We start from the raw sequence: 25,108 nt of genomic DNA on the forward strand, positions 1-25,108 counted from the left end.
ACATTTCTACGTACACCGCGCTACACTGATCTGTAACTACCATTGGAAAGCGCTTGCTAAGTAGAGTCTTAGCCAGCACAGTACACCGTAAAGACTCCGACGACGACGTCACGCGCCTTCGTTGCAGCCCCAGCAGAGGAGAGCCATGGACACCCCATCTTTCGAGCCCGCCATGGGTTCGAGGCCCTTGCAGAGCACATCGGGAACCACGCCGGTACGGGCACGGGTTGCTTTAGTAGGAGTCCATGGATTCGGCACTCACCACCTCCACAACCTTGAGCGGCTCGCCGCCGAAGGAATGGTGGAACTTGTTGCGGTGGCAGACCCCAGTCCCCCTGCTGCAGGAGGCTTGCCGGGCACAACGGCGGTCCACAGCACACTGGATGAACTGCTTGCCGCAGACCACCGCCCGGACATCATCATCGTGGCAACACCCATCCAGACCCACGCACCCCTGGCACTGTCCGTACTGGCCTCCCATGCGGACCTCTACCTTGAAAAGCCCCCTGTGGCATCCATGGCGGATTTCCTGCGGCTGCAGGAAGCGGCATCCGCCACCGGCCGGAGTGTCCAGGTGGGGTTCCAAAGCCTTGGCTCACATGCCCTGGCCGCATTGGAACAACTGGCGGCCGGCAACTCCACGGCGGACTTCCCCGGCATTGGCACCCTCAAGGGAATCGCGGCGACCGGGCGTTGGGTCCGGGACCGGGCCTACTACAAACGCTCGCGCTGGGCCGGAAAGCGCAGCCTGGATGGCGTGGACGTGGTGGACGGCGTGGCTACCAACCCCTTGGCCCATGCGATCGCGACGGCCCTGCGCATCGCCGGGGCACGCGAACCACATGACCTGGCCTCGGTGGAAACCGACCTGTACCGCGCGAACGACATTGAAGCCGACGACACCTCCGTGATCCGCCTCCGGACCGCCAGCGGCCTACCGATAACCTGCGCCCTCACCCTCTGCTCGGCCGAATCAGTGGAACCATACATCACCCTGCAGGGCACTAAAGGAACAGCTGTCTTCCACTACACCGAGGACCGCGTGGCCGTCACCACGGAGGCGGGCGAAAGCAGCCGTGTCTTCGGGCGCGAAGACCTCACCGGGAACCTGATAGAGCACCTGGCCACCGGCGTACCGCTGATCAGTCCACTCCAGCACAGCGGTGCGTTCATGCGTGTTGTGGAAGCCATCCGCACTGCGGAACCGCCCCAGCCGATCTCGCCGGACTTCGTGGAGTGGGTGGGCACAGGCCAGCAGGCCCATGCGGTGATTCCGGGCATCCAGGACGCCGTTGAACGTGCGACGCATGCCCACGCAACCTTCGCCGAATTGGGCCTACCCTGGGCACGACAGGCAACGACGAACACCGAACCGTTGTTCGCGAACGGACCGTCCGACGCTGTCCTTCGGAACGGGAGTGGCCTCGAATCCTGGCTCTCGCCCCGCCCCTACCTGCACCCCGTCAGCACCCCGTCAGGGACAGTGGTGACAGACCATCTTCCGTCGGACCACGTCTGGCACCTGGGGGCTGGTTTCGCGCTGCAGGACGTCAACGGGAGCAATTTCTGGGGAGGTCGAAGCTACCGGCGGAGCGCCGGAAAGTACGTGGACCTGATGGACCACGGCCGGATCGAGATCGCCGCTGCTGCCCGCGCTGCCGACTACACCGCCTTGGACCTCGACTGGTTCGGTTCGGACGGCAGCCTCCTCCTCCAGGAACGCCGGACCTTCGAACGGACCGCCATCACCGCCCGCACGTGGCGACTGGACATCCGGACCCGGCTCACCGCCGTCGTCGACGCCTCGCTGGGGAGCCCGGGGTCGCATGGTGCCCCCGGCAGCGGCTACGGCGGATTCTTTTGGCGGCTTCCGGCAAACGCCTCGCCTCGCGTCTTTTCCTCCACAGCCGACGGCGAATCCGCCGTGCACGGCTCGGTTTCGCCCTGGTTGGCCTGGGCGGGAGAGTTCGACGCCGGCCCTGCCACCTTGGTGTTCGCCGCACCCCGGGAGTCGGCGGACCCATGGTTCGTCAGGTGCGGGGGCTACCCGGCCGTTGGCTCGGCTCTGGCCTGGGATGAGTCCGTCGAGTTGGCTGCCGGTGAGACGCTGACGCGGACCAACTCCGTCTGGATCAGTGACGGCTTGCTGGATCCGCGGGAGATCGAGGACTTGGTTACGGCTGGACGCGACGACGCCCTGAGCCCCACATCAGGAGGCCAATGATCACGGCGGAGGCCATGCCCAGGGCACCGGTCACCACCAGACCGGTCCGCACGCCGAAGTCTTCGGTGAGCCACCCCGCGAGCAGCCCGCCCAACGCATGGCCACCCAGGAGCAGCGGAAAGTAGAGCGCCAGGACCCGGCCCCGGACATGCGCGCCGGCTTCAAGCTGCACGGCAGTGGCCGCGCTGGTGAGGAAGACGAGCGTCATGAAGCCAACCACCACGAGCATGGCCACGAACCATTCCTGCGTTGGCATCACGGCGGCGATCGCTTGTGCCAACCCAAAAAGGTCTGCGCTGGCCACGATTCCTTTCCGGCCAAAGCGCTTGATCCGGGTAGCCACCAGCGCCCCGGCCAACGCGCCGAGGGCACTGACGGTGTTGAACAAACCGAAGCCCGCGGGACCGCTGTGCCAGACCCGGTCGGCGAAGGCGGCCAGCACCACAGGACCGTTCATTCCGAAGGCACCCAGCAAGCCCGCCAGCAGCATGGTGAGGAGGAGTCGTGGGCGGGCACGGACGAAGTGGAATCCAGCCAATACCCGGCCTTTTCGGGCCGTAGGATCCGGCACCACCGGCGAGTGATGGAGTTCCCCGGGCCTGATGGCTGCGATCATCACCAGGACCGCTACGCCAAGGCAGGCATTGGCCGCGAACGCCGCCGCCGGGCCTGCCTGGGCAATGACAACGCCTGCCAGCGCGGGTCCGGCCATGGCCCCCAGTTGGCCGATGGCGCTGTTCAGTCCGATGGCCGCCGGCAACCCGGCGTCGCCCACCACTTCGTTGACGAAAACCTGCCGTGCGGGGCCGTCAATGGCGCTGGTTACTCCCAGTGCGATGCACGCGGCGTAGACAACCCAGACGTCGCTGCCTCCCATCGCGTTCCAGACAGCGAGCCCGGCAGCCAGGGCGGCGGCCACCGATTGGCAAACAACGAGAATGCGGCGTTTGGGGAATAGGTCCACCAGGACACCGCTGACCGGGCCCACCACCAGCATGGGCAGGAATTGGAGCGCGACGGCAAGACCCACGGCGGCCGGGCTGCCCGTGAGCTGGAGAACCAGCCAGTCCTGGGCCAAACGCTGCATCCAGACCCCGCCGCTGCCCACCAATGAGAGGGCCACAAAGATCCGGTAGTTGTGGTGCCGCAACGGATAGTGCCAGGTCTCGACCGAGCGGGCTCGTGGGCTTGCAGGCTGATTGGGAGTGGATCGACGTGGAAAAAGGCGCGGTGGAAAGGGGCGCGGCGACACTGGGGGTCTGCTCGATTCAGCTGGGTCGGTGGGGAGTTTTTGTACAGCTGATGCCTTTAAGAAGGCTTCTTGAGGGCATCAGCTGTACAAAAACTCCTAGTGGTGGGAGCGGATTTTGACGGCCGCAGCGGCCAGGACCAGGGTTCCGGGGACAATGACGAACAAGGCTTGCAACATCCAGACGAACACCACTGCCATGAACACGGCCGCGAGCAGCAGCAGTGAGCCGCTCCAGTCACGGAGCGAATCAGCCTTGGCACTGGAGTAGGCAGCAGCCCAGCGCTGTGGTCCGGGGACGTCGGCGGGATGCCGGTCGGCGTCGCCGTCCCAGGCCACTCCCCCGCTCCAATTCGCGACGATCCGAAGGAACAGCACGGCGCCGGCCGCAGCCAGGATCAGCGTGGCGGGCAGGATGACTGCCCGGCCGGGCAGTTGGCCCACCAGGGCGAGCAGCAGGTTCAGGACAAGCACGACGGCGGCTGCCGCCGTCGTGATTCCGATCTTCCAGCTGCCGGGCAGCGCACAGCGGAAATTCCCCCAGAGGCTGCGGAGCGAATCGTCCCTGCCGCTGAGGTGCCTCTCCAGGTGTGCGACGCCGGCCGCATAGGCAGCCGGCGCCGTCACCAAGGGGATGGACAGGAGGAGCACGATGACTCCCGCCAGGATGGTCTCGGCGAAGAGGGCGAAGCGGTTGACCGGAATCCCGGGCTTCGGCGAGGACTTGCCAGTGGCGTCCATGGTGCTCATTTCTGTCTCTCCCCTAGCCCTTGAGGCCTTGTGTTGAAACGCCTTCGACGATGTAGCGCTGGAAGACCAGGAAGAACACCAGCACGGGCAGGAGGGCCAGGACCGACATGGCGATCATCGCTCCGTAGTCCGATGACTGGGTCTGGTCCACAAAGAGCCGCAATGCCAACGGCAGCGGGTACTTCTCGGGTGTGTTCAAGTAGAGCAGCGGCCCCAGGAAGTCGTTCCAGCTCCAGATGAAGGAGAAGATCGACGTGGAAATCAGGGCCGGTTTCATGAGCGGGAGCATGATGGAACCGAAGATGCGGACGTGTCCTGCGCCGTCGATGCGCGCTGCTTCGTCCAGTTCGGCCGGCAGTCCGCGCATGAACTGGACCATGAGGAACACGAAGAACGCATCCGCTGCCAGGAACTTGCCGATCAGCAAGGGCACGTAGGTGTCTACGAGGCCCAGCTGCTGGAACACGATGTATTGCGGAATGATCACCACGTGGAAAGGCAGTAGCAGGGTGGCGATCATCATGCCGAAGAACAGTCCGCGGCCGGGGAAGTTGATCCGGGCGAAGGCGTAGGCGGAGATGGACGCTGAAAGGACCGTGCCAACCACGGCGCCGACGGCCAGGATCAGCGAGTTGGTGAAGAAAGTCAGTGTGGAGACCCCGCCGATGCCTTCCATGGCCGTGGCGAAGTTGTCGAAGCTGAAGTTGTTCGACCACAACGCGTTGTTCGCGCCGCCGATTTCGGAGTTCGGTTTGAAGGCGGAAGTGATCATCCACAGGGCAGGGTAGAGAACCATGGCCACCAGTGCCAGGGCAATAATGTGGAAGATGGCGCTCTTGATCCGCTTGGCCATGACGGATTCGGACTTCGGGTTGTAGGCCGGCGCCGGAGTGCTTGGCGTGGACTGGATGGGCGTTGCCGTGGTTGTCATTTTGAATCACCGCTGTAGTGGACCCAGGACTTGGAGGTCTTGAAGAAGATCAGCGTGATGATGCCGACCACGATCACCAGGAGCCAGGCCATCGCCGAGGCGTAACCCATCCGGAAATCGGAGAAACCGCGCAAGTACAGGTAAAGGGTGTAGAAGAGAGTGGATCCTGCCGGGCCGCCTTCACCGTTGGAGATGATGTAGGCCGAGGCGAAGATCTGGAACGCGTGGATGGTTTCCATCAGGAGGTTGAAGAAAATCACCGGGGACAGCATGGGCCAGGTGATGTTCAGGAACTTCCGGACCGGTCCGGCACCGTCCATTGACGCTGCTTCGTAAAGGTCCGTGGGGATCTGCTTGAGGCCGGCGAGGAAGATCACCATGGGGGCGCCGAACTGCCACACGGTCAGCAGGATCATCATGCCCATGGTCATGTTGGGGTTGCCCACCCAGCCACCGAGGTTGATTCCGAAGAAGGACAGTCCCTGGTCCACGGGGCCGGAATCGCCGAACATGGCCTTCCAGACGATTGCGATGGACACCGATGCGCCGATCAGAGACGGGGCGTAGAACGCGGACCGGTAGAAACCCTGGCCCTTGCGTTTGCTGTTGAGCAGCATCGCGATGGCCAACGCCGCCGCGAGCTTCAGCGGGGTACCGAAGACAACGTATTGCAGGGTCACACCTACCGACTGCAGGAAGCGTTCGTCCTGGAAGAGGGTGGTGTAGTTATCGAAGCCGATCCATTTGGGGGCATCAAAGAGGTTGTAGTTGGTGAAGGAAAGGTACAGCGAGGAAATCATCGGTCCTACGGTCAAGGCGATGAATCCCAGCAGCCAGGGCAGCAGGAAGGTGTAGCCGGCGCGGGCGTCCGCCCCGCGCCGCCGCGACTTGCGCGGCTGCGAGGGAGCGGAGGCGGTGCGCCTGCTCAGGGTTGGGCTTTGAGTCACGAGATCAGTCCGTCAGTTGGGAAGCCAGGATCAGACACGGAAGGTCTGGATCAGGCGTTCTGCTTGATGAGGTCTTCGGCTTCCTTGAACCACGCATCCACTGCGCCGTCCACGGTGAGCTTTCCGTAGTTCAGGTCCTGGGTGACCCGCTTGAACGTGGACTCGAGGGTGCCGAACCCAACGATGGGCGGCTCCGGTGCGTCCTTGAGGTACTTCTCGATGGACTTCTCGTAATCGACCACGAGTTTGTCCGTGCCTTCGAAGGTGGTTCCGTCGCGCTGGGTCTTCGACGCCGGTACACCGCGGGAGGTCTTGAAGATCTGGCCGACCTCGGGATCGTTGACCATGAAGTCGATGAAGCGTGCAGCAGCGTCCTTGTACTTGGTCTTCGCGCTGGCCACCATCAACATGGACGGCTTGAGGAACAGGCCCAGGTTGTCCGGATCATCCGATGGGACCGGCACCAGCTTGAGTTCCTTGGCGCCGCTGTCCGCGAGGTACCCGGCCATGAAGTTGTCCCAGGTGACTTCGGTAGCGGTGACATTCGAACCGAACGGAGACTTGGGCAGCAGCTGGGTGGCCTTGTCTTCGCCCACAATCGCACCGGTACCGCGCAGGTCCGCGGTGAGGTTCCACCACTTCTTCAGGTCGTCTTTGGAGAAACCGAGTTTGCCTTCGTCGGTGAAGGCCTTGATGTTGTTCTGCCGCAGCCAGATGTTGAAGTTCCACCAGATGCCCGTGTAGTCGGTGCCGCCGAACAATGTGCCGTTACCCTTGGCGCCAACCTCAGCCAGGAACGCGTTGAATTCCTTGTAGTTCCAGGAACCGTCCGGCTCCGCAATGCCCAGTGAAGCGAGCTTGGCGGGATCGTAGTACACCGCGAATGCATTGGTGCTGGTGGGGATGCCGTAGGTCTTGCCGCGGATCTGGCCCGACGGAAGGAGGGACTTCTCAAAGGCGTCCGTATTGATCTTTACGGTGCCCAGGTCCAGGAGCTGGTTCCGCTGCCCGTAATCGCGCAGATAGGACAGGTCCCACTGCATCACATCCGGCAGGCCACCGCCGGCGGCTTCCGTAGCACGCTTCTGCCAGTAGCCCGCGAAGTCCGAGAAGTTGCCGTTGACCTTGATGTCCGGGTTCTTGGACTCAAACAACGCAATGGCCTTGCGGGTGCGTTCGGCACGGTCGTCGTTGCCCCACCAGGTGTAGGTGATGGTGACGGGGTTGTCCGCGGAACCGGTCTGTCCGCTGGACGACGACTGGCCACAAGCGGAGAGGAACGCGGCAGATGCAGTGCCGAGAGCCACCGTGGTGAGGAATTTCCTTCTGTCGATCATGAGAGCCTCCTTGCTCAGTTGGTGCAAGCTTTCCGAGTTTCTGCAACGTGGCAGTGATCTCGCTTACACTCGTTCTGAATCGATACAATATCCTCAATGGACCATCTGGGCAAGCGTTTTCCAAAGACAGTGGGTTTTGCCCATTTCCACACACAGCTTCCATCCAAATCCGGCAACCCGAGCAAGGAGTCCCCATGACCTCCCCCGAAACACCCCACCGCCCCGACGTGTGGAGCAGCCTGGACGGCATCGCTTACGGCGGTGACTACAACCCGGAACAGTGGCCCGAGGACGTCCGTTTGGAAGACATCGGACTTATGAAGGAAGCGGGCGTCACCTTCCTCAGCGTCGGGATCTTCTCCTGGGGCCTGCTTGAACCCACCGAGGGCAACTACGATTTCGCCTGGCTGGACGATGTCATGGACAACCTCCACGGAGCCGGCATCAAGGTTGCCCTGGCCACAGCTACCGCATCACCGCCGGCATGGCTGGCCCGCAAGTACCCCGAAATCCTGCCCGTCACGGCGGAAGGAACCAGACTTGAGAGGGGCTCCCGACGCCACTACACGCCGTCGTCCGCCGTGTACCGCAGGTACGCCACCACCATGACGAGGGTCATCGCCGAACGCTATAAAGACCACCCGGCTCTGGCCCTCTGGCACGTGGACAATGAACTCGGCTGCCATGTGGGCGAGTTCCATGGCGAAGAGGACGCCACCGCGTTCCGGGCCTGGCTCGAGCGGCGGTACGGCTCCATTGAAGAACTCAACGATTCGTGGGGAACGGCCTTCTGGTCCCAGCACTACGCATCCTTTGACGAGATCATCCCGCCGGGTGCCGCCCCCACCACCCTGAACCCAGGGCAGCAACTTGATTTTGCCCGGTTCAATTCGTGGGTGTTCATCGACTACTACCGCGAACTGCTGGCAGTCATCCGGGAGGTCACACCTGACATTCCGGCCACCACCAACTTCATGGTGTCCAGCGCTACCAAGTCACTGGACTACTTCGACTGGTCCAAAGACATGGACGTCGTGGCAAACGACCACTACCTGGTGGCCGCCGACCCCGAGCGCCACATCGAACTGGCCTTCAGCGCCGATCTCACCCGCGCCGTGGCAGGCGGCACGCCCTGGATCCTGATGGAGCACTCGACATCAGCGGTCAACTGGCAGCCGCACAACCAGCCCAAAATGCCCGGCGAAATGCTGCGCAACTCCCTCAGCCACGTGGCCCGCGGCGCTGACGCCGTCATGTTCTTCCAGTGGCGGCAAAGCAAAGCCGGATCAGAGAAGTTCCACTCCGCCATGGTTCCCCATGGCGGACGCGAAACCCAGGTGTGGCGGAACGTCGTGGAGCTTGGAGAAGCCCTGTCCAAGCTGGAACCGGTCAAGGGTTCACGGGTGGACTCCAAGGTGGCGATCGTGTTCGACTACGAGGCCTGGTGGGCTTCGGAACTGGACTCGCATCCGAGCAATTCGCTGAAGTATCTGGACACCATGCGGGCCTTCCACCGGGCACTCTACCTGCAGGGAATCAGCACCGACTTCGTCCATCCCGGCGCCGATTTGTCCGGCTACGAGCTGATCCTGGTATGCACGTTGTACTCCGTGACAGATGCGGCAGCAGCTTCCATCGCCGCAGCCGCGGCAGGTGGAGCCACTGTCCTCATCAGCTACTTCAGCGGCATCGTGGACGAGAAGGACCATGTGCGCCTGGGTGGCTACCCCGGCGCTTTCCGGGATCTCCTGGGAATCCGCAGCGAGGAATTCCACCCGCTGTTCCCCGGCGCCATCATCACCCTGAGCGACGGCACTGACGCTTCGGTCTGGAGCGAACACGTCCACGCGGAACCGGCGACACACGTGGAGGCGACGTTCACCGGCTACCCGCTGGAGGGCGTTCCGGCACTGACCCGGCGCAGCGTCGGGACGGGATCGGCGTGGTACCTCGCCACCCTCCCGGACGCCGCCGGGATTGAAGCGCTGACCGCACGACTGGTTAAAGAGGCCGGGGTGAGGCCGGTGACCGAGGCCTCCGTCGGCGTCGAGCTGTCACGCCGGCGGTGCGACGACGGCCGGACCTTCCTGTTTGCCATCAACCACAGCACCGAGGACGCCACCGTCAAGGCCGACGGCGAGGACCTCCTCAGCGGGGCCCGCTTCAGTGGAGTGGTTCCCGCCGGCGCCGTCGCAGTCATCGCCGAAAGCTGACCGGCACGCAAAAAACCGTGCCCCGGACGGATCACGAATGATCAGCCCGGGGCACGGTTCCTGCTGCGACGTTGCTAACTGATGGCGGACTTCATTTCGTCCACTGCCTTCTTGCCTGCTTCTTCCGCCGAAAGCCTGTCGAACATAACTTCCGAGGTGTAGCGCTTGATGATTTCCTGGATGGCACCTGCACCCTTCGGCGGAGCCGCCGGCGCATCACCGAGCTCGTCCTTGATGGCGCTGATGAAGTCAACCACCTTGACGTCTGCCTTGGCCAGCTTGGGCGCGATAGCCTCCCGGACCTCGGAGTTCGGGTAGACGCCGCGGTCAGCGAGGAGGATCTCGCCGGCCTTGACGTTGTTGGTCAGGAAGTCGATGAACTTGGCGGCTTCTTCAGGGTGCTTGGTCCGTGAGGACGCAGACCAGAACTGTGAGGCCTTGTACCAAAGCCCGGCATCGTCAGCCTTGCCCGTCTTGGACGGGAACCGGAGAATCTGGAGTTCGCCGCCCGCTGCCTTCTCAAGGGCGGGGAGCTGGTTGGACCACCAGAACGCCATACCGTTCTTGCCGGTTGCCAGCCCGCTCTGGTCGAGCGGCGCAGCTTCCGCTTCAACGATTTCCGACGCCGACGGGACTGCCTTCTTCTCGCTCATCTCCTTGAGGAATTCCCAGTAGCCCTTGATGTCATTGGGCTCGAAGCCAAGCTTGCCGTCCTGGGTGTAGAGCGACTTGCCGTTCTGTCGCAGCCAGACCCCGAGCGAAGCCTCGTCCGTGCCGTAGGCTGCGGCACCGTAAGTCCCCTTGGGAGACTTGGCGGTCACTTCGGCGGCAATGCGCTCGAAGTCTTCCCACGTCCAGGTCTTGTCGTCCGGGAGTTGGACGCCGGCTGCCTGGAAGACTGCCGGGTTCGCGAGGATTGTCGCTGCATTGATGCCGGCCGCGATGCCCGTGAGGCCCTTCTCGCCCTTGCCTGCGTTCAGCGCAGCTTCATCGAGTTTGGAGGTATCGATGTCGTACTTGGAGAGGTCGAGCAAGGCGCCTCGGGTGGAGTATTCGGTGATGTACTTTTCGTCCATCTGAATGATGTCCGGAGCGTCGTTGGCAGCGACCTGTGTCGCGAGCTTGTCCCAGTATCCGGACCAGTCGCCGAACTCAGCCTTGACGGTGATGTTGGGGTTCTCGGCTTCGAACGCCTTGATGGCTTCCTGCGTCAGCTGGGCCCTCTTGTCTCCACCCCACCAGGAGAAGCGGAGCTCCACTTTACCGTCGGCACTCTTGGGTTCCGAACCTCCGCCACAGGCGGTAAGTGCAAGGACCGCTGCGGCCGTAGCGGCGATCAGGGCAGAGGCACGGAGCTTGCGCTTGGTGCGTTTGGCCTTGGCCACCAAGGGTCCTCCTGTTGACGTTGCTGCTGCGGGGGCGACTGCTTCACCCTCTGGATGTACGGGCACTGATGTCTCCGATCTTCGTTGATCCTGATGCGATGGAAAGACTGAGAAAGCGTTTTCTTGCTTGGTATTTATGATACAAGTCACATTCTTGTATGACAAGATGCCATTTTGTTCTTGTCCGGGACGTCCGACGGCGGCCACTCACCCGGAGGGGGCCGCCCCCTCCGGATGGAGACCGGCACGTCTACTTGATACCGGTGGTGGCGATGCCCTTGATGAGGAACCTCTGGCCGAAGAGGAACACCAGGAAGACCGGCAGCAAGGACACGATGGACATCGCGAACAGCGATCCCCAGCTGGTGGCCGACTGCGAATCGACAAAGGCGCGAAGGGCGACGGGAACTGTGAACATGTCCGGGTCCGTCAGGTAGATCAGGGCCCCGAAGAAGTCGTTCCAGGTCCAGATGAAGGTGAAGATGGTGGTGGTGGCCAGGGCCGGGACCATCAGCGGAAGGATGACCCGGAGGAAGATCCTGGGGTGCCCTGCGCCGTCAATGCGCGCTGCTTCATCGAGGTCCTTCGGAATGCCGCGAATGAACTGGACCATCAGGAACACGAAGAACGCATCCGTGGCGAGCAGCTTGGGAACAATCAGCGGCCAGAAAGTATTTACCCAGCCGATCTGCGAGAACAGGATGTACTGCGGAACGATCACCACGTGGAACGGCAGCATGATGGTCAGCAGCATGATGCCGAAGAACAGCTTCTTGCCGGTGAACTGCAGCCGGGCGAACGCATAGGCAGCCATGGAACAGGAAACCAGGTTGCCAACAATCGAGCCCAGGACCACGATCGCCGAGTTGATCATGTAATGACCGAACGGGTGGGTCAGCGCCGACCAACCATCCGTGTAGTTGCTCATTTCAAGGTTGTTCAGCCACAGTCCGGGCTCACGGAAGATGAGGTCATTCGGCCGCAGGGAAGAGATCACCATCCACAGCAGGGGGTAGATCATCACGCCGCCCACAATGATGAGGATCGCGTGCTTGATCAGGCCTTTGACGCGGGCACTGCGGCTGAAAGCCAGGCTTCCGCGGGATTCACGCCGGCGTGGGTTCTTTCCGGACTTTTCGGCGGAACCGCCATTAGCGGCGGGGAGGGTCTGGAGTTTAGTCATCGTAGAACACCCAATACTTTGAAGCGATGAAGTTGATGGCAGTGAAGACACCGATGATGACCAGCAGGAACCAGGCCATCGCTGAGGCGTAGCCCATATCAAACTGGCCGAAGCCCTTTTGGTAGAGGTACAGGGTGAAGAACATGGTGGAGTCGGACGGTCCGCCGTTGCCGCCGGAGACGATGAACGCCTGGGTGAACGACTGGAACGAACCGATGATCTGCAGCACCAGGTTGAAGAAGATGATGGGGCTCAGCATGGGCAGGGTGATCCGCCAGAACTGCTGGAGCGTGGTGGCCCCATCCACCTTGGCTGCCTCGTAGTACATCACCGGAATCTGCCGCAGCCCGGCCAGGAAGATGATCATGGGGCTGCCGAAGGTCCACACGTGGAGCAGGATGATCGAGCCGAGAGCGGTATTGGGATCCGAGATCCAGCCCGGCCCTTCTATTCCGATCATCGCCAGGACCTGGTTCACCAGACCGGTGGTGCCGAAGATCTGCTTCCAGAGGATGGCAACAGCCACGGAGCCGCCCAGCAGGGAGGGCAAGTAGAAGATGGAACGGTAGAACGGCAAACCGCGAAGGCCCTTGTCCAGGACGAGGGCGATCACCAAGGCAACCGCCAGCTGCAGAGGTACGCCGACCAGCACGTAGGTGAACGTGACCCGTAGCGAGTTGTGCAACCGGGCATCGCCGAACATTCGGACGAAGTTGTCCAGGCCCACCCATTCCGGGGGCTGGAGGAGGTTGTAGTCCGTGAAGGACAGGTAGAGCGACATGAGCATGGGCCCCACCGTGATGACCGCCAGGCCAAGCAGCCACGGAAGGAGAAAGACGTAGGCGGCCTTGTTGTCGCGCCCGTTTGCCTTCTTCTCTTCCTTGGTCATGGGGCCCTTGCGGCGCGTCATGGTTGAGAGTTCGCCAATAGCGCTCATTGCTTCCCCCTCGCCGTCCCGCGGGCGCCTTGCGGCGTCCCCGCGTATTCGTATGCGGCCATGTGGTCTCCTTTGGTCATCGTGGCCATCCACGGAGTACGAGTGTGGTTGGTGTTTGCCTGCCGGGACGTCGCCGATGCTCTGGCGCTACCCCTTCGAAGTGCCAGGATGCGGGTCCCGGTTTCAGCGGCTCCGTACCAAAGTAAACGTTTTCTTGACCCATGTACAGCCTTTTGCTAATTTTTGAGAAAGCGTTTTCTTGCGAACTCGCCCAATACGGTTTTCCACGCTGAAGAAGCCCGGCGTGCGCATTCGCATACCCTCCGCATCGACAAGGCAGGACACCATTGTTTCCCACCGACCCCGCCTGCCATGACCCGAACTGACGTGGCAGGGCCATCCACCCGCCCCACCGCGCTGGGTGGTTACGAAGACTGGCCCGTCTACCAGGCATCCCATCGCCATGAGGCGGACTCCCCGGAGCGCAGGGACCTGGCCGATATCTTGGGCGTGCCCGCAATAGCTTCGGGCCTTTCGTACACGACTCACCGGGAAACGGAGCACGACGGCGTCATCACCTCTTCGCTGTCCTGGCAGTTGGGCTTCGGGCCCCGGACAGCCGCTTGGTTTGTGCGCCCTGCACAAGTTACCGGCCCGCTTCCGGCGGTGCTCGCCCTGCACTGCCATGGCGGGATCAAGTTCTACGGCGCCGAGCGATTGGTGGCCCTCCAAAATCAGCCCGGTCAGCCCGCCGGTCTCGACGCCGGGATCCCGCCTCTGGAAATCCGGGCCAGTCTTTACGGCGGGCGGGCACTCGCTACGTGGCTGGCACAGCAGGGTTTCGCTGTCCTGGCCCACGACGCTTTCATGTGGGGCAGCCGCCGATTCGTCCTGGATCCCCTGCCGCGGCGGGCGGCTACCGCAGTTGACGGCCAGCAGGCACTTTGGCGGGAGGCCGGCGTCGAACCTTCCGCGCAGCAACGCTACGACGCTGCGGCGGCGGTCCATGAGGAAACCGTGGCGAAAGCGGCGGCACTCATGGGAACCACCATTGCCGGGACCGTTGCCCATGACGATCTGGCGGCGTTGGGAATCCTCGCCACGCTGCCCGGGGTGGACCGGGACCGGATAGCCTGCCTCGGGTTTTCAGGCGGGGGCGGCCGGGCCTTGATGCTTGCTGCCCTGAGCCCTGTGATCCGCAGCTATGTGGTGACGTGCATGATGACCACCTTCGCCTCGCTGCTGCCGGCGTACCTGGATGCGCACTCGTGGTTGCTGCACTCCCCCGGCCTCGCCAAGCTCGGGGACTGGCCGGACCTGGCCACGCGGTCCCCGGCCCGTGTGCTGGTCCAGTACGCAATGGCTGACGCCCTCTTCCCCGAGCAGGGAATGCGCGACGCCCACGCCTGCCTGTCCCGGCAACTGCCGCGCGGGCTGTACACCGGCAGCTTCTGGCAGGAACCACACGTTTTCACCCCGGCCATGCAGGAGGAGGCGGCAGCGTTCCTCGCCACCTCCCTGCAGACCCGGCACCGCATCAATTCACCCTTACCGGACCGCACTAGGACAGACTCATGACCCAACCCTCAACCACCGTCACAGTGGACGCCCGCCCCCGGACTCCCCGCATCGCATTGGTGGGTGTGCACGGCTTCGGCGAAAGGCACCTGGAAAACCTTGAGCGCCTGGGCGCTGACGGCGTCCTTGAACTGGTGGCCGTCGCCGATCCGCTGCCGCCGGCCGACGGAACTGTCGGCCCCGAAGTGGAAGTTTTCGCTTCCCTCGACGAACTCCTCGCTGCAGGGACGGCCCCCGATGTCGTCATCGTTTCCACGCCGATCCAGACGCACGCGCCCCTGGCACTCGCTGCCCTCCAGGCCGGGGCCAATGTGTATCTGGAAAAGCCGCCCGTGGCGTCCATGGCGCAATACGAGGAAGTGATGGCAGCTGCGGCGAGCGCCGGCCGACTGGTGCAAGTGGGGTTCCAGAGCCTGGGTTCAGAAGCCCTTCCCGCGATCGAAGCCCTGGTGGCATCCGGCGAAATCGGCGAGGTCCGGGGCATCAGCGCCACAGGGTTGTGGCTGCGGAACAAGGCATACTTCAAGCGTTCCCGCTGGGCAGGCAAGCGCAGCCTCAACGGAACGGACGTGGTGGACGGCGTGGCCACCAATGCCCTGGCTCACGCCGTGGCAACCGGACTGCGACTTGCAGGTGCCCGGACCGTGGCCGATGTGCAGTCCGTGGACACGGACCTCTACAGGGCAAACGACACCGAAAGCGACGACACCTCCGTAGTCCGGGTGCGGACAACGGACGGCACCGTGCTGACCTGCGCACTGACGCTTTGCGCACCCGTACAGTCCGAGCCGTCGGTCACCGTGTTCGGCACGCGGGGCCAGCTCACGCTCTCCTACACGGAAGACCGCGTGGAGATCACCACCGCAGAGGGGGTCCGGACCGAAACCTTCGGCCGTGCCGACCTGCTGGAGAACCTGTTGAGTGCACGGAGCGAAGCGGAACTGCTCAGCCCCCTCAGCGGCGCCGGCGCATACATGGCGGTCCTCGAGGCCATCCGCACTGCCGAATCGCCACGCCCGATACACCCGGACCGGGTGACATGGGAGGGCGACGGCGATGACGCCCACCCCGTAGTCCACGGCATTGAATCCCTGATCCAACGGGCAGCACTGGGCCAATCAACCTTCGCGGAGCTCGGCGCTCCATGGACTGTGTCCGGTGGGCCCACGCTCGAGATCAACGGAACCCCTGTTGCGACCCTCCGGGACGGGTCCCTCATCCGGGCAACATCTTCGCCGCGTCCGTACCTCCACCCTGTGCGCACCCTGGCCGGAACCGTCGTGACAGATCACATCCCGGAGGACCACGTGTGGCACCTGGGAGCGGGCGTGGCCCTCCAGGACGTGGATGGCATCAACTTCTGGGGAGGCAGGACCTACACCCGTGATGCCGGAGCCTATGTCTGGCGGAAGGACCACGGCAGGATCGTCCTTGATTCCGCGGAACAGGGCGACGGGTACAGGCAGGAGCAGCTGAGCTGGGTAGGGCCTGACGGGTCTCCTGTGCTCCGCGAGCAGCGCAGGTGGCGCTGGGCCGCCGTCGGGAATTCCGCGTGGAAACTGACGCTGGACTTCACACTGGAGTCCGCCACCGGCCGTCCTGTGCTGCTGGGCAGCCCGGGTTCCAACGGGCGGCCACAGGGCGGTTACGGCGGCTTCTTCTGGCGTTTGCCGAAGGTTGGCGATGCCACCATCTGGACCCCGGAAGCCCGGGGCGAGGACGCCGTGCACGGCAGCGTTACACCGTGGCTGGCGTGGTCGGGAACTTTCGACGCCGGGACCTCCGGCGCGGCGCAGGCCACGGGCGATCCCGGGCTGGGACACCCCGCCACACTCGTCTTTCTGGCCGCTCCGCAGGCTCCGGACCCTTGGTTCGTCCGGCACGCCGGCTATCCCGGCGTCGGGCTCTCCCTGGCGTGGGACCGGCCCGTGGCGACGAAGCCCGGCCGCCCGGTCCACCGGACAGTGACCGTACTTATCGCGGACGGGTTCCTCGCGACACAGGACATCGAACAACTCATCACCACTTTGGGGGAACAGTCATGACCATACCTACTCAATCCGCCGCGGTTCCGGCAACGACGGCCCCGGGAAACGTTGCAGACCGTGCCGTGAAGCGTCGTCGTGTCCTGGACATCCTGGACAAAGCGGGCCACGACTCATTGCTGCTCACGTCCAACACCGCCCTCACCTGGTACCTGGACGGCAGCCGGGTGCACATCAGCCTGGCCGGAGACCCCATTGCGGCCCTCCTGGTGGACCGCAGCGGCGACCACCTGGTCACGTTCAACAACGAGGCCGCGCGGATAGCTGCCGAAGAATTGCCGGCGGGCGTCAGCCTGGACACTGTGCCGTGGCACGGGCAGTTGCATGCGGCAGCGGCGGCCCTGGCCCTCGACGGCAACCCGCTGGTGGAAGCAGCCGTCACCGCGGAGCTGCGGGCTGCCCGCCAGCAGTTGCTCCCCGCCGAAACAGCCCGGTACTCCGAGCTTTCGGTCGATGCGGCGCGGGCGATGACAGACGTCCTGACGGCCGCAACCCCGGAAACAACGGAATTCGAACTGGTCTCGCAGCTGGCCGCCCGCATTGTGTCAGTGGGCGCCGAGCCACTGGTCCTCCTCTGCAACGGTGCCGACCGCAGCGACTTCCGGCATCCCCTGGCCACCCACTCCCCGATCGGCCGCCGTGCCATGGCCGTGGTGTGCGCCCGCCGGAACGGCCTGGTTGCCAACGTGACCCGGTGGGTGGCTTTCGACGCCGGCACTCCTCAGGAGCTCGACGCCGAGGCACGCATCGCAGAAGTGGAGGCCGACATTTTCCGGGCCACGGTCCCGGGAGCACGGCTCAACGAGGTCTTCACCGGGATCAAGGCAGCTTACGCCCGCCACGGATTCGGTGATGATCAGTGGACGCTTCACCACCAGGGTGGTCCCGCAGGCTACGCGGGCCGCGACCCCCGGGTCACCGCAGAGGTCACGGACACCATCGTCCTCAACCAGCCCTTCACGTGGAACCCGTCCGGGCCCGGAGTGAAGATCGAGGACACCGTGCTGCTCACGGATTCCGGCCTGCGCGTCCTGACCGTAGACGAGCGGTGGCCGACCACCGACGTGGACGGCCGCCGTCGTCCCCTGACCCTGCGTCCCTGACCCGGCAGGTAACGCGAAAAAGGGCGGGGTCACCGTGATGGTGACCCCGCCCCTTTCGTGTTGGGTGCGTTAGCCGAGCGTCAGGACGCCGTCCTCGCGCCGCGGGATCCCCAGCGGGTTGGAGTCGTGCAGCGCCGGGTGCAGCACGCTCTCCGGCGCGTCCTGGTAGGCCACGGGGCGCTGGAAGCGGCGGACTGCAGTGGCGCCCACGGACGTGAACAGGGAGGTCGTGGCCGGGTAGGGGCCGCCGTGTTGCTGGGCCCAGTTCACGGCCACCCCCGTGGGCCAACCGTCGAACAGGACCCTGCCGGCCAAAGTGCTCAGCTGCTCCACCAGTGCAGAAACGTCCTCGCCGGGTTGTGCGTGCACAGTGCCCGTGAGGCTTCCGGGAACCTTGGCGAGCGCGGCGGACAGTTCGTCCTGGGAGGCGTACTCGATCAGCAGCGTGGTGGGGCCGAAGCATTCCTCCAGCAACTCATCAGGGCGTTCCAGCACATTTGCGGCGCTGGTGGAGAACACCACAGGCGCGGCGCCGTCCGCCAAGCTGTCCTGCTCCACCGTGCCGCTGACGACGGCGACTCCCGGCTGCTCAGCAACGTTGCGCAGCCCGTCCGGATAGGCTTCCGCGATGCGCTCGGTCAGCATGGCGGCTGTCGGCTTGTCCTTGCTGGCCTCGGCAAGGTGCGATGCGAAGTCCGATCCCGCCGGGATGAACACCAGTCCGGGCTTGGTGCAGAACTGGCCGGCGCCCTGGGTAAAGGAACCCGCCAGGCCTGCCGCTAGCTGCTGACCGCGTTCGGCGAGCGCGTCCGCAGTGATGACCACCGGGTTCAAGCTGCCCAGTTCACCGTAGAACGGGATGGGCTCCGGGCGGGACGTCGCGAGATCGAACAGCGCCCGGCCGCCGGGGATGGAGCCGGTGAAGCCTACTGCCTTGATGGCCGGGTCCTGGACCAGTGCCGTGCCGGCTTCGCGTCCGCTGACCAGCGCGAAGATTCCATCCGGGGCTCCGGCCTTGGCCAGCGCCTCGGTGACGATTTCCGCGGTCCTCTGGGACAGCCGAAGGTGGCCCGAGTGTGCTTTGACGACCACCGGGCAGCCAACAGCCAGAGCGGACGCTGTATCGCCGCCCGCCACGGAGAACGCGAACGGGAAGTTCGATGCCGAGAACACGGCCACGGGACCGATCGGCCGCAGTATGCGGCGCAGGTCTGGCTTGGGCGGCGTGGCGGACGGGTCAGCGTGGTCGATGACGGCTTCGAGGTACGAGCCTTCAGTGATGACGTTGGCGAACAGGCGCAGCTGCCCGCTGGTCCTCGCCACCTCGCCCGTGAGCCGGACGGTCCCGAGGCTTGTTTCAGAGTCGGCGATTGCTACCAGTTCGGTGACGTTGGCGTCCAAAGCGTCGGCGACGGCGGTCAGCCAGGCCGCGCGTTCGGCGTCGGAAGCTGCTGCGGTCACCTTCGCCGCTGCCGTGGCTGCGGCCGTGACGGCGGTCAGGTCAAGAGTTGCTGTACTCAATGCGGTTTCCTTTGCTTTCGGGGGCTGAAGTGTCAGTGGCTTGCGTCGGCGGCCATGCCCCGGCGAACTCGAAGCCGAGACCGGGCAGGCCGGCTGAACTAAGCCTGATGGTGCCTGTCGTGTTGCTGATCCGCACCGGGGAAGGTCCGGCCAGGATCCCGAGTTGGCCGAACGAGGCATCCTCCACGTCCTCCACGCTGACCGGCTCAGCCAAGGTGAGCGCCAACTGTCCGGAGAGCTCCGGTAGCAAGTGCGGTGCCACCCTGATGCTGTGGGTGCGGGCCAACTCCACGATCCTGCGGAATGGGGTGATGCCGCCCACCCGGACAATGTTGGGCTGGATGATGTCCACGGCTTCCGCTTCGATGAAGTCACGGAAGCGGTAGATGGTGTGGACGTTCTCACCCAGGGCAATGGGAACCGGCGAGTGCTTGCGCAGGCGCCGGTATGCCCAGAGGTCGTCGGCACGAATCGGTTCTTCCAGCCACTCCAGTCCGTACTCCCCCAAAACATCCAAGGCACGGAACGTGTGGGCGAGGTCCCAACGCTGGTTGGCGTCGATCATGAGCAGCCGGTCAGGGCCGATCACCTGGCGCACTGCGGCAACGCGCTCGGCATCCTCCCTGAGCTCGGGCTTGCCCACTTTGATCTTCACCGCGTTGTGTCCGGCAGCAACCCACCGCTGGGCTTGCTCCACGAGCTGTTCCAGGGTGTAGTGCAGGTTCACTCCGGAGCCGTACACCTCCACGGATTCCTGGCGCCGGCCCAGGAGCCCCGTGACAGACGTTCCCGCCTGGCGTGCTTTCAAGTCCCACAGGGCAAGGTCCACGCCCGCCATGGCGATGGTGGTCAGCCCTCCCCCGCCCGCTTCATGCAGCCGCTTCCACAGCTGGTCCCACACAATCTCCGGGTTCGCCTCGACGCCCAGGATGAAGGGGGCGAGGTCGTGGTCCAGGAGGGCCTTCACTGCCTGGGGACCGATGGTCGGTGTCCATGAGAAGCCGTGGCCCGTGCCGCCGTCGTCCGTGGTCAGTTCGGTGACAATCACGTGGTTCTCGGGCGCCTCCGCGCCCCAACTGCGTAGCAGCGGCACCGTGATCAGCCGGGTGCTGAGGCCCGTAATGCGGGCGGTCATCAGCTGCCGGCCAGCTCGTGGCCCTTGGCCAGGATGGCCTTGAGTTCCAGGAGCTGTTCCTCGCTGGGATCAACCAACGGCGGACGGACCGGGCCAACGGGCAATCCGGCGAGCCTCAGGCCGGCCTTGATAAGGGAGACGCCAAAGCCGGGGGTCTGGTCGCGCAGGCGGACCAGCGGCGCATAGAAGCCCTCAAGCAGCGCGTGACGGCGTTCTTCGTCACCTGAGATGTAGGCGTCGTAGTAGGCCTTGGCGATTTCGGGAGCCATGGCGAACGCTGCCGACGAGTACAGCGGGATGCCCAGGCCACGGTAGGCACCCTGGGTCAGTTCCGCAGTGAGGAGGCCGTTGAAGAGCGCGAAGTCCTTACGCCCGCTCGCGTTGATGGCCGTGACAATTTCCTGGGCCAGCCCCACGTCCCCGATGCCGTCCTTGAAGCCGACTACCTTCGGGTTTGCGGTGAGGCGGGTGATCGCTTCGGCCGTGAACTTGGCAGTTCCGCGGTGGTAGACGATCACGGGCAGGCTGCTCGCCGCAGCGATGGCCTCAACGTAGGCCACCACGCCGTCGGTGGGGCCGGTCACCAGGTAGGGCGGGAGCACCAGGAGGGCGTCCGCGCCGGCTTCCTCGGCCACCCTGGCAGCGGCAATGGCATGGCCCAGCGGGCCGCCGGCACCGGAGACCACGGGAACGGCACCCGCAACGGCCTCGACGGCGGCAGTCACCACGGTGCGGATCTCATCGAGGGAAAGCGCATGGAACTCGCCGGTGCCGCACGCCGGGAAGACGCCGCCCGGACCGAACGGGAGCCGTGAAGTGATGTGTTCCTTCAGCAGGGCAACATCAACGCTGCCGTCTTCGTCGAAGGGGGTGACGGGGAAGAACAGTACGCCGTCGAAATTCATGGTGTCTCCTTGGTTGCTCCCGCCGGGACCAGGCCGGCGGTGATCTCGTCATTGAGTGGTGCTCGGTTTGCGGCAGTGTCGGGGCCTTCGTAGGGCGGGGTGAGTTCGGTGCGCCAGGTGCGCTTCGGTTCCCAGCCCAAAAGGTCGCGGGCTTTGTCGATGGAGAACGCCGGGCTGGTGCCGGTCAAGTGTTGGGTCAGCGGGCCGCTGCCCGGCAGGAAGCGTGGGAACAGTTCCGCCAAGGGCGCTGTAGCCAGGGCATCCTTGGCGCCCACGAAGAACACCTCGCCGTTGGGAATGGTGTCCATCCTGTCCAGGAGAACATCCAGGAAGTCGGCGACATCCCGGGCGTCCACGTAGTTGAACAGGGCCGGAGCGGACAGCGCGGGATCGTCCAGGCGTTCGCGGACTGTATGGCCTTGCTGCGTGAGCGCTCCTTCCCACTCCTCCGGGGAGATCACGAAGCACGGACGGAAGGCCGCGTACCGGAGCTTGTCGCCCTGCGCCGCTGCGAACATCTGCACCGTTTGCTCGGCGATCAACTTGGACAGCGCGTAGGCGTTCCATGGCTTGGGCGGCGTCCGCTCGTCCAGGGGGAACGACGGCGGCAGCCACCCGGCCGGCGAGCCGTAGCCCAGGGCCGTGGGGCTGCTTGCTGTCACGATCTTCGGGACACCGGCGTCGGTGGCCGCGCTGATCACTGCGTAGGCGAGCCGCGTGTTCGTGCTGAAGATGAAGTCCTCGGGTGCGCTGAAGGGTACGGCGATAGCAGCGAGGTGGATGACGGCGTCGGGTGCTGTTTCCCGGATCAGGCGTTCTGCCTCACCCGGCGCAAGAAGGTCTGCGGTGTATTGCCCGGCTCCGGCCGGCAGCTGTTCCGCCGGGATGGCGTCCCGGTCGACGGAAATCACCTCGTGGCCTGCTTCGGCGAGAACGGCCACAACGCTGCGGCCGAGCCTGCCGGAACCACCGGTGACGAAAATCCTGCTCATGATCTGTTCCTTGCGTTGGTAGGTGAACCGGTCAGGCCTGGCTGCGGCTGAGGTCAGCCCCGAGGCCAAGCTCGCTGATACGGACTGGAAGGTCTGTGTCCAGGGACTGGTTGCCGGCGATTCCCACGGACACCGAGCGAAGCCCGTCGATGTAGCCGGACGGGCGGCCCAGCGGGTCCTCGCCGGGACCGTTGAACAGGTCCGAGAGCAGCAGGTTGTCGCCGCCACCGTGACCACCCTCGCCATTGATGATGGGGACCTCGTAGGCAGCTTCCCAGTGTCGTTGGACAACCAGGCGTTCACCGTTACGGCGGACTGCGTCCTCTTCCTCGATGGGTGTCGCGCTCGGGTCAACCACAGTCTTCTTGTCGGTGCTGGACTCGACCGCGGCTCGTTCCACCACTTCGAGTTCCGCCCGGCCTTCAGTGCCGTTGACGGTGACGCGGTAGCCTTCCCACGGGCTGTGGGCGTTCAGCGAGTAGCTGAGTGTGGGGCCGCCCTGGTAGTCCACCACCAGTGCGAGGTTGTCTTCGATGGTGATGCCTTCGGTGAAGACGTCCTGGTCGCGGAGGTAGCCGTCAAATTTTTCGTTGTCGTAGTACAGGGCCTTCAGGCGTTCGTCCTCGCGCATGTCCAGACGGAAGGGGTCATGCTCAAGGCCATCAACGGTGCCACGCTGGGGACGGGAGCCCAAGCCACGCTCGGCAGCATTCTTGTCGCCGTAGAAGCGCAGGCCACCGGATGCGAACACGCGCTCCGGAACGTCGTTGATCCACCAGTTGACGAGGTCGAAGTGGTGCGAGGCCTTGTGGATCAGCAGGCCCCCGGAGTTCTTCTTTTCACGGTGCCAGCGGCGGAAGTAGTCAGCGCCGTGCACGGTGTCCAGGACCCAGCTGAAGTCGATGGACGTGACCTTGCCGATCACCCCGTTCTGGATGACTTCCTTGAGCGCGCTGTTTCGCGGCGAGTAGCGGTAGTTGAACGTGACCACCACGTTGCGGCCGGTCTTTGCGACCGCCTCCGTGATGCGGCGGCAGCCCTCAACGTCGATGGTCAGCGGCTTTTCAACCACGACGTCGGCACCGGCCTCAAGTGCCTCGACGATGTAATCCGCGTGGGTGTAATCGGGTGTGGTGACAATGACTCGTTCGATGCCGTTGGCCTGGATGAAGCCGGTCAGCTCGCCCGGCTCGAAGGACGCCACCGGCTGTGTTCCACCGAGTTCCTTGATGAGCTCCCGATAAAAGTCCACCCGGCCCTGGTTGACGTCCGAAAGGGCAATGAGTTCTGCGGCATCCGCGTGCTGTCCGTAAATGGCCCGGATGTACATTTCCGAGCGTCCGCCGGTTCCAATCAGGGCGATCCTGGTCCGTTGGCGGCTGTCTGTCCGGGTTGCCGTTTCCGCTTCTGGGGTCCGGGTCTCGGCTGAGTCGACGTTGACCATGTGAATGCCCCTTTCAAAAGGCAGGAGTGAACCGTTTGACGGCCCGGGTTCGTGTGGAAGAATAACTGAGAAAGCGTTTTCTCGGAGGGATATAAGCTTTCTATCAAGACTCAGGTGGTCACGTCAACCACTGCTCCAACGACGGAGCACATGCGCGGCAGGCAAAAGGGAAGGGGCCACATGGCACGCAGGAACACCAACAGGCGCGTTGGGATTGCCGACGTCGCGGAGAAGGCCGGCGTTTCGCACGCCACGGTTTCACGCGTCATGAACGGTAACGCCGCGGTTGACCCCGGCATCGCCGCGCGGGTCCGTGCGGCTGCGGCCGAGCTCAAGTACCAACCCAACCCCGTGGGCCGAAGCCTGGCACTCGGGAAAACCGACACCATCGGCATTGTGGTCCCGGACCTGGCGAACCCCACCTTCCAGGCCATCCTGCGCGGACTCAGCATCGCAGCAGCCCAGGATGGGTACCGTGTCCTCATTGCCGACTCTTCGGAAGTCACCAGCGAAGAAGCGATCCTGGCCGGGGAGGCCCGGCGGCGCTGTGATGGCGTTGTCCTGTGCGCGCCCCGCATGGGCGATGCCGAACTTGAGGAACTGGCACCCACCCTGCACCCGCTGGTACTCATCAACCGGACCACTATTGCCACCAACACTCCGAGCCTGAGCGTGGACTATGGCCAGGGCATCCAGGAACTGGCGCAGCACCTGGTATCCCTGGGTCACCGCAGGCTGGTATTCCTTTCCGGGCCCGAGCACAGCGCTTCAAACCGGCAGCGGCTGGTGGGTTTGGACCAGTTCCGGAAGGAGCACCCGGAGATCGAACTGCAGATGCTCCCGGGAGGTTCGAACTTCGATTCGGGCCACGAATCCACGGATGCCATCATCGCCAGCGGCGCCACGGGCATCCTGGCCTTCAACGACCTCGTAGCCATGGGCCTGCTCAGTGGCTTGCACGAGCGCGGAATCCGCGTCCCGGAGGACATTTCGGTCACCGGCTTCGATGACATTCCGTTCGCAAAATACACCACACCGCCGCTCACGACTGCGGCCGTGCCCATCAACGAACTCGGGAGCCTGGCCTGGCGGAGGATGCGCGAACAGATCCAGCAGGCCGGCGATGCCCCCGTCCAGGCTCAGGACGAATTCTCGCCCAGGGTCGAGATCCGGAAGAGCACCGCAGCCCCTGCCCTCAAGCCCGCTTAGAAAGCAACGCGGGGTCACTT

Annotated in this window: 19 protein-coding genes; 6 read left to right on the forward strand and 13 right to left on the reverse strand. The window is 64.3% G+C overall.

The features are described 5' to 3' along the window. The first annotated feature begins 145 nt into the window (after positions 1-145). Positions 146-2,224, forward strand: coding sequence for a DUF6807 family protein (locus HMI60_RS15845; protein WP_370584033.1), 2,079 nt, complete (start codon positions 146-148; stop codon positions 2,222-2,224). On the opposite strand, the gene HMI60_RS15850 is transcribed toward HMI60_RS15845, so the two are convergent. The 5 genes from HMI60_RS15850 to HMI60_RS15870 form a co-directional block, all read right to left on the reverse strand. Further along, the gene (locus HMI60_RS15850; protein ID WP_193589958.1) at positions 2,175-3,476 is read right to left on the reverse strand and encodes an MFS transporter; all 1,302 of its coding nucleotides are present in this window, start codon (positions 3,474-3,476) and stop codon (positions 2,175-2,177) included. The genes HMI60_RS15845 and HMI60_RS15850 overlap by 50 nt on opposite strands. A 96-nt stretch (positions 3,477-3,572) precedes the next feature. After that, on the reverse strand, positions 3,573-4,223 hold the full coding sequence (locus HMI60_RS15855; protein ID WP_370584034.1) for a Poxvirus protein I5: 651 nt from the start codon (positions 4,221-4,223) through the stop codon (positions 3,573-3,575). A 13-nt stretch (positions 4,224-4,236) separates the two neighbouring features. Continuing rightward, a complete protein-coding gene (locus HMI60_RS15860; protein ID WP_018776990.1) occupies positions 4,237-5,154 on the reverse strand; it encodes a carbohydrate ABC transporter permease in 918 nt (305 codons plus the stop codon). Next, on the reverse strand, positions 5,151-6,101 hold the full coding sequence (locus HMI60_RS15865; RefSeq protein WP_018776991.1) for a carbohydrate ABC transporter permease: 951 nt from the start codon (positions 6,099-6,101) through the stop codon (positions 5,151-5,153). The genes HMI60_RS15860 and HMI60_RS15865 overlap by 4 nt, the downstream gene beginning before the upstream one ends. 50 nt (positions 6,102-6,151) lie before the next feature. Then, positions 6,152-7,438, reverse strand: a complete 1,287-nt coding sequence (locus tag HMI60_RS15870; protein ID WP_193589959.1) for an ABC transporter substrate-binding protein — start codon at positions 7,436-7,438, stop codon at positions 6,152-6,154. 194 nt (positions 7,439-7,632) lie between these two features. On the opposite strand from HMI60_RS15870, the gene HMI60_RS15875 reads away from it, so the two are divergent. Beyond that, positions 7,633-9,651: a beta-galactosidase gene (locus HMI60_RS15875; protein ID WP_193589960.1), complete on the forward strand. Its 2,019-nt coding sequence runs from the start codon at positions 7,633-7,635 to the stop codon at positions 9,649-9,651. Between the two features lie 74 nt (positions 9,652-9,725). Here the strand turns inward: HMI60_RS15875 and HMI60_RS15880 are convergent, their stop codons facing one another. The 3 genes from HMI60_RS15880 to HMI60_RS15890 all read right to left on the reverse strand — a co-directional run bounded on the left by HMI60_RS15880 (position 9,726) and on the right by HMI60_RS15890 (position 13,156). Further along, a complete protein-coding gene (locus HMI60_RS15880; protein WP_055971174.1) occupies positions 9,726-11,102 on the reverse strand; it encodes an ABC transporter substrate-binding protein in 1,377 nt (458 codons plus the stop codon). A 184-nt stretch (positions 11,103-11,286) separates the two neighbouring features. Beyond that, positions 11,287-12,219, reverse strand: coding sequence for a carbohydrate ABC transporter permease (locus HMI60_RS15885; protein WP_018776995.1), 933 nt, complete (start codon positions 12,217-12,219; stop codon positions 11,287-11,289). Beyond that, a complete protein-coding gene (locus HMI60_RS15890) occupies positions 12,212-13,156 on the reverse strand; it encodes a carbohydrate ABC transporter permease (protein WP_026267057.1) in 945 nt (314 codons plus the stop codon). The genes HMI60_RS15885 and HMI60_RS15890 overlap by 8 nt, the downstream gene beginning before the upstream one ends. Before the next feature lie 372 nt (positions 13,157-13,528). On the opposite strand from HMI60_RS15890, the gene HMI60_RS15895 reads away from it, so the two are divergent. From HMI60_RS15895 to HMI60_RS15905, 3 genes are read left to right on the forward strand one after another with little or no spacing between them, the layout of a single operon-like run. Further along, a complete protein-coding gene (locus HMI60_RS15895; protein ID WP_193589961.1) occupies positions 13,529-14,734 on the forward strand; it encodes a dienelactone hydrolase family protein in 1,206 nt (401 codons plus the stop codon). Then, entirely contained in the window at positions 14,731-16,779 is a 2,049-nt protein-coding gene (locus HMI60_RS15900; RefSeq protein WP_193589962.1) for a DUF6807 family protein, read from the forward strand. The genes HMI60_RS15895 and HMI60_RS15900 overlap by 4 nt, the downstream gene beginning before the upstream one ends. Next, complete coding sequence (locus tag HMI60_RS15905; RefSeq protein ID WP_193589963.1) at positions 16,776-17,882, forward strand: Xaa-Pro peptidase family protein; 1,107 nt, start codon at positions 16,776-16,778, stop codon at positions 17,880-17,882. The genes HMI60_RS15900 and HMI60_RS15905 overlap by 4 nt, the downstream gene beginning before the upstream one ends. 69 nt (positions 17,883-17,951) lie before the next feature. On the opposite strand, the gene HMI60_RS15910 is transcribed toward HMI60_RS15905, so the two are convergent. The 5 genes from HMI60_RS15910 to HMI60_RS15930 are packed head-to-tail and all read right to left on the reverse strand — an operon-like array spanning position 17,952 to position 23,879. Next, complete coding sequence (locus HMI60_RS15910) at positions 17,952-19,403, reverse strand: aldehyde dehydrogenase (NADP(+)) (RefSeq protein WP_193589964.1); 1,452 nt, start codon at positions 19,401-19,403, stop codon at positions 17,952-17,954. Then, positions 19,384-20,538, reverse strand: a complete 1,155-nt coding sequence (locus HMI60_RS15915) for a mandelate racemase/muconate lactonizing enzyme family protein (RefSeq protein WP_193589965.1) — start codon at positions 20,536-20,538, stop codon at positions 19,384-19,386. The genes HMI60_RS15910 and HMI60_RS15915 overlap by 20 nt, the downstream gene beginning before the upstream one ends. Continuing rightward, positions 20,538-21,443: a 5-dehydro-4-deoxyglucarate dehydratase gene (locus HMI60_RS15920; protein ID WP_110503690.1), complete on the reverse strand. Its 906-nt coding sequence runs from the start codon at positions 21,441-21,443 to the stop codon at positions 20,538-20,540. Before HMI60_RS15920 ends, HMI60_RS15915 begins: the two co-directional genes overlap by 1 nt. Next, a complete protein-coding gene (locus tag HMI60_RS15925; RefSeq protein ID WP_193589966.1) occupies positions 21,440-22,435 on the reverse strand; it encodes an NAD(P)-dependent oxidoreductase in 996 nt (331 codons plus the stop codon). Before HMI60_RS15925 ends, HMI60_RS15920 begins: the two co-directional genes overlap by 4 nt. A gap of 31 nt (positions 22,436-22,466) precedes the next feature. Further along, positions 22,467-23,879: a Gfo/Idh/MocA family protein gene (locus HMI60_RS15930; RefSeq protein WP_193589967.1), complete on the reverse strand. Its 1,413-nt coding sequence runs from the start codon at positions 23,877-23,879 to the stop codon at positions 22,467-22,469. Between the two features lie 180 nt (positions 23,880-24,059). Here HMI60_RS15930 and HMI60_RS15935 point away from each other — a divergent pair, with 180 nt between their 5' ends. Continuing rightward, a complete protein-coding gene (locus HMI60_RS15935; RefSeq protein ID WP_018777005.1) occupies positions 24,060-25,088 on the forward strand; it encodes a LacI family DNA-binding transcriptional regulator in 1,029 nt (342 codons plus the stop codon). Positions 25,089-25,108 lie beyond the last annotated feature (20 nt).

This window comes from Paenarthrobacter sp. YJN-D, assembly GCF_015040335.1.
GTDB lineage: Bacteria > Actinomycetota > Actinomycetes > Actinomycetales > Micrococcaceae > Arthrobacter > Arthrobacter nicotinovorans.

What these genes read in the sequence shown, in the direction of transcription:
- HMI60_RS15845 (WP_370584033.1), top strand. Translation starts at nt 146, where the DNA reads ATGGACACCCCATCTTTCGAGCCCGCCATGGGTTCGAGGCCCTTGCAG.
- HMI60_RS15870 (WP_193589959.1), bottom strand. Translation starts at nt 7,438, where the DNA reads ATGATCGACAGAAGGAAATTCCTCACCACGGTGGCTCTCGGCACTGCA.
- HMI60_RS15875 (WP_193589960.1), top strand. Translation starts at nt 7,633, where the DNA reads ATGACCTCCCCCGAAACACCCCACCGCCCCGACGTGTGGAGCAGCCTG.
- HMI60_RS15930 (WP_193589967.1), bottom strand. Translation starts at nt 23,879, where the DNA reads ATGGTCAACGTCGACTCAGCCGAGACCCGGACCCCAGAAGCGGAAACG.
- HMI60_RS15935 (WP_018777005.1), top strand. Translation starts at nt 24,060, where the DNA reads ATGGCACGCAGGAACACCAACAGGCGCGTTGGGATTGCCGACGTCGCG.
- HMI60_RS15855 (WP_370584034.1), bottom strand. Translation starts at nt 4,223, where the DNA reads ATGAGCACCATGGACGCCACTGGCAAGTCCTCGCCGAAGCCCGGGATT.
- HMI60_RS15895 (WP_193589961.1), top strand. Translation starts at nt 13,529, where the DNA reads ATGACCCGAACTGACGTGGCAGGGCCATCCACCCGCCCCACCGCGCTG.
- HMI60_RS15860 (WP_018776990.1), bottom strand. Translation starts at nt 5,154, where the DNA reads ATGACAACCACGGCAACGCCCATCCAGTCCACGCCAAGCACTCCGGCG.
- HMI60_RS15885 (WP_018776995.1), bottom strand. Translation starts at nt 12,219, where the DNA reads ATGACTAAACTCCAGACCCTCCCCGCCGCTAATGGCGGTTCCGCCGAA.
- HMI60_RS15900 (WP_193589962.1), top strand. Translation starts at nt 14,731, where the DNA reads ATGACCCAACCCTCAACCACCGTCACAGTGGACGCCCGCCCCCGGACT.
- HMI60_RS15920 (WP_110503690.1), bottom strand. Translation starts at nt 21,443, where the DNA reads ATGAATTTCGACGGCGTACTGTTCTTCCCCGTCACCCCCTTCGACGAA.
- HMI60_RS15915 (WP_193589965.1), bottom strand. Translation starts at nt 20,538, where the DNA reads ATGACCGCCCGCATTACGGGCCTCAGCACCCGGCTGATCACGGTGCCG.
- HMI60_RS15905 (WP_193589963.1), top strand. Translation starts at nt 16,776, where the DNA reads ATGACCATACCTACTCAATCCGCCGCGGTTCCGGCAACGACGGCCCCG.
- HMI60_RS15925 (WP_193589966.1), bottom strand. Translation starts at nt 22,435, where the DNA reads ATGAGCAGGATTTTCGTCACCGGTGGTTCCGGCAGGCTCGGCCGCAGC.
- HMI60_RS15890 (WP_026267057.1), bottom strand. Translation starts at nt 13,156, where the DNA reads ATGAGCGCTATTGGCGAACTCTCAACCATGACGCGCCGCAAGGGCCCC.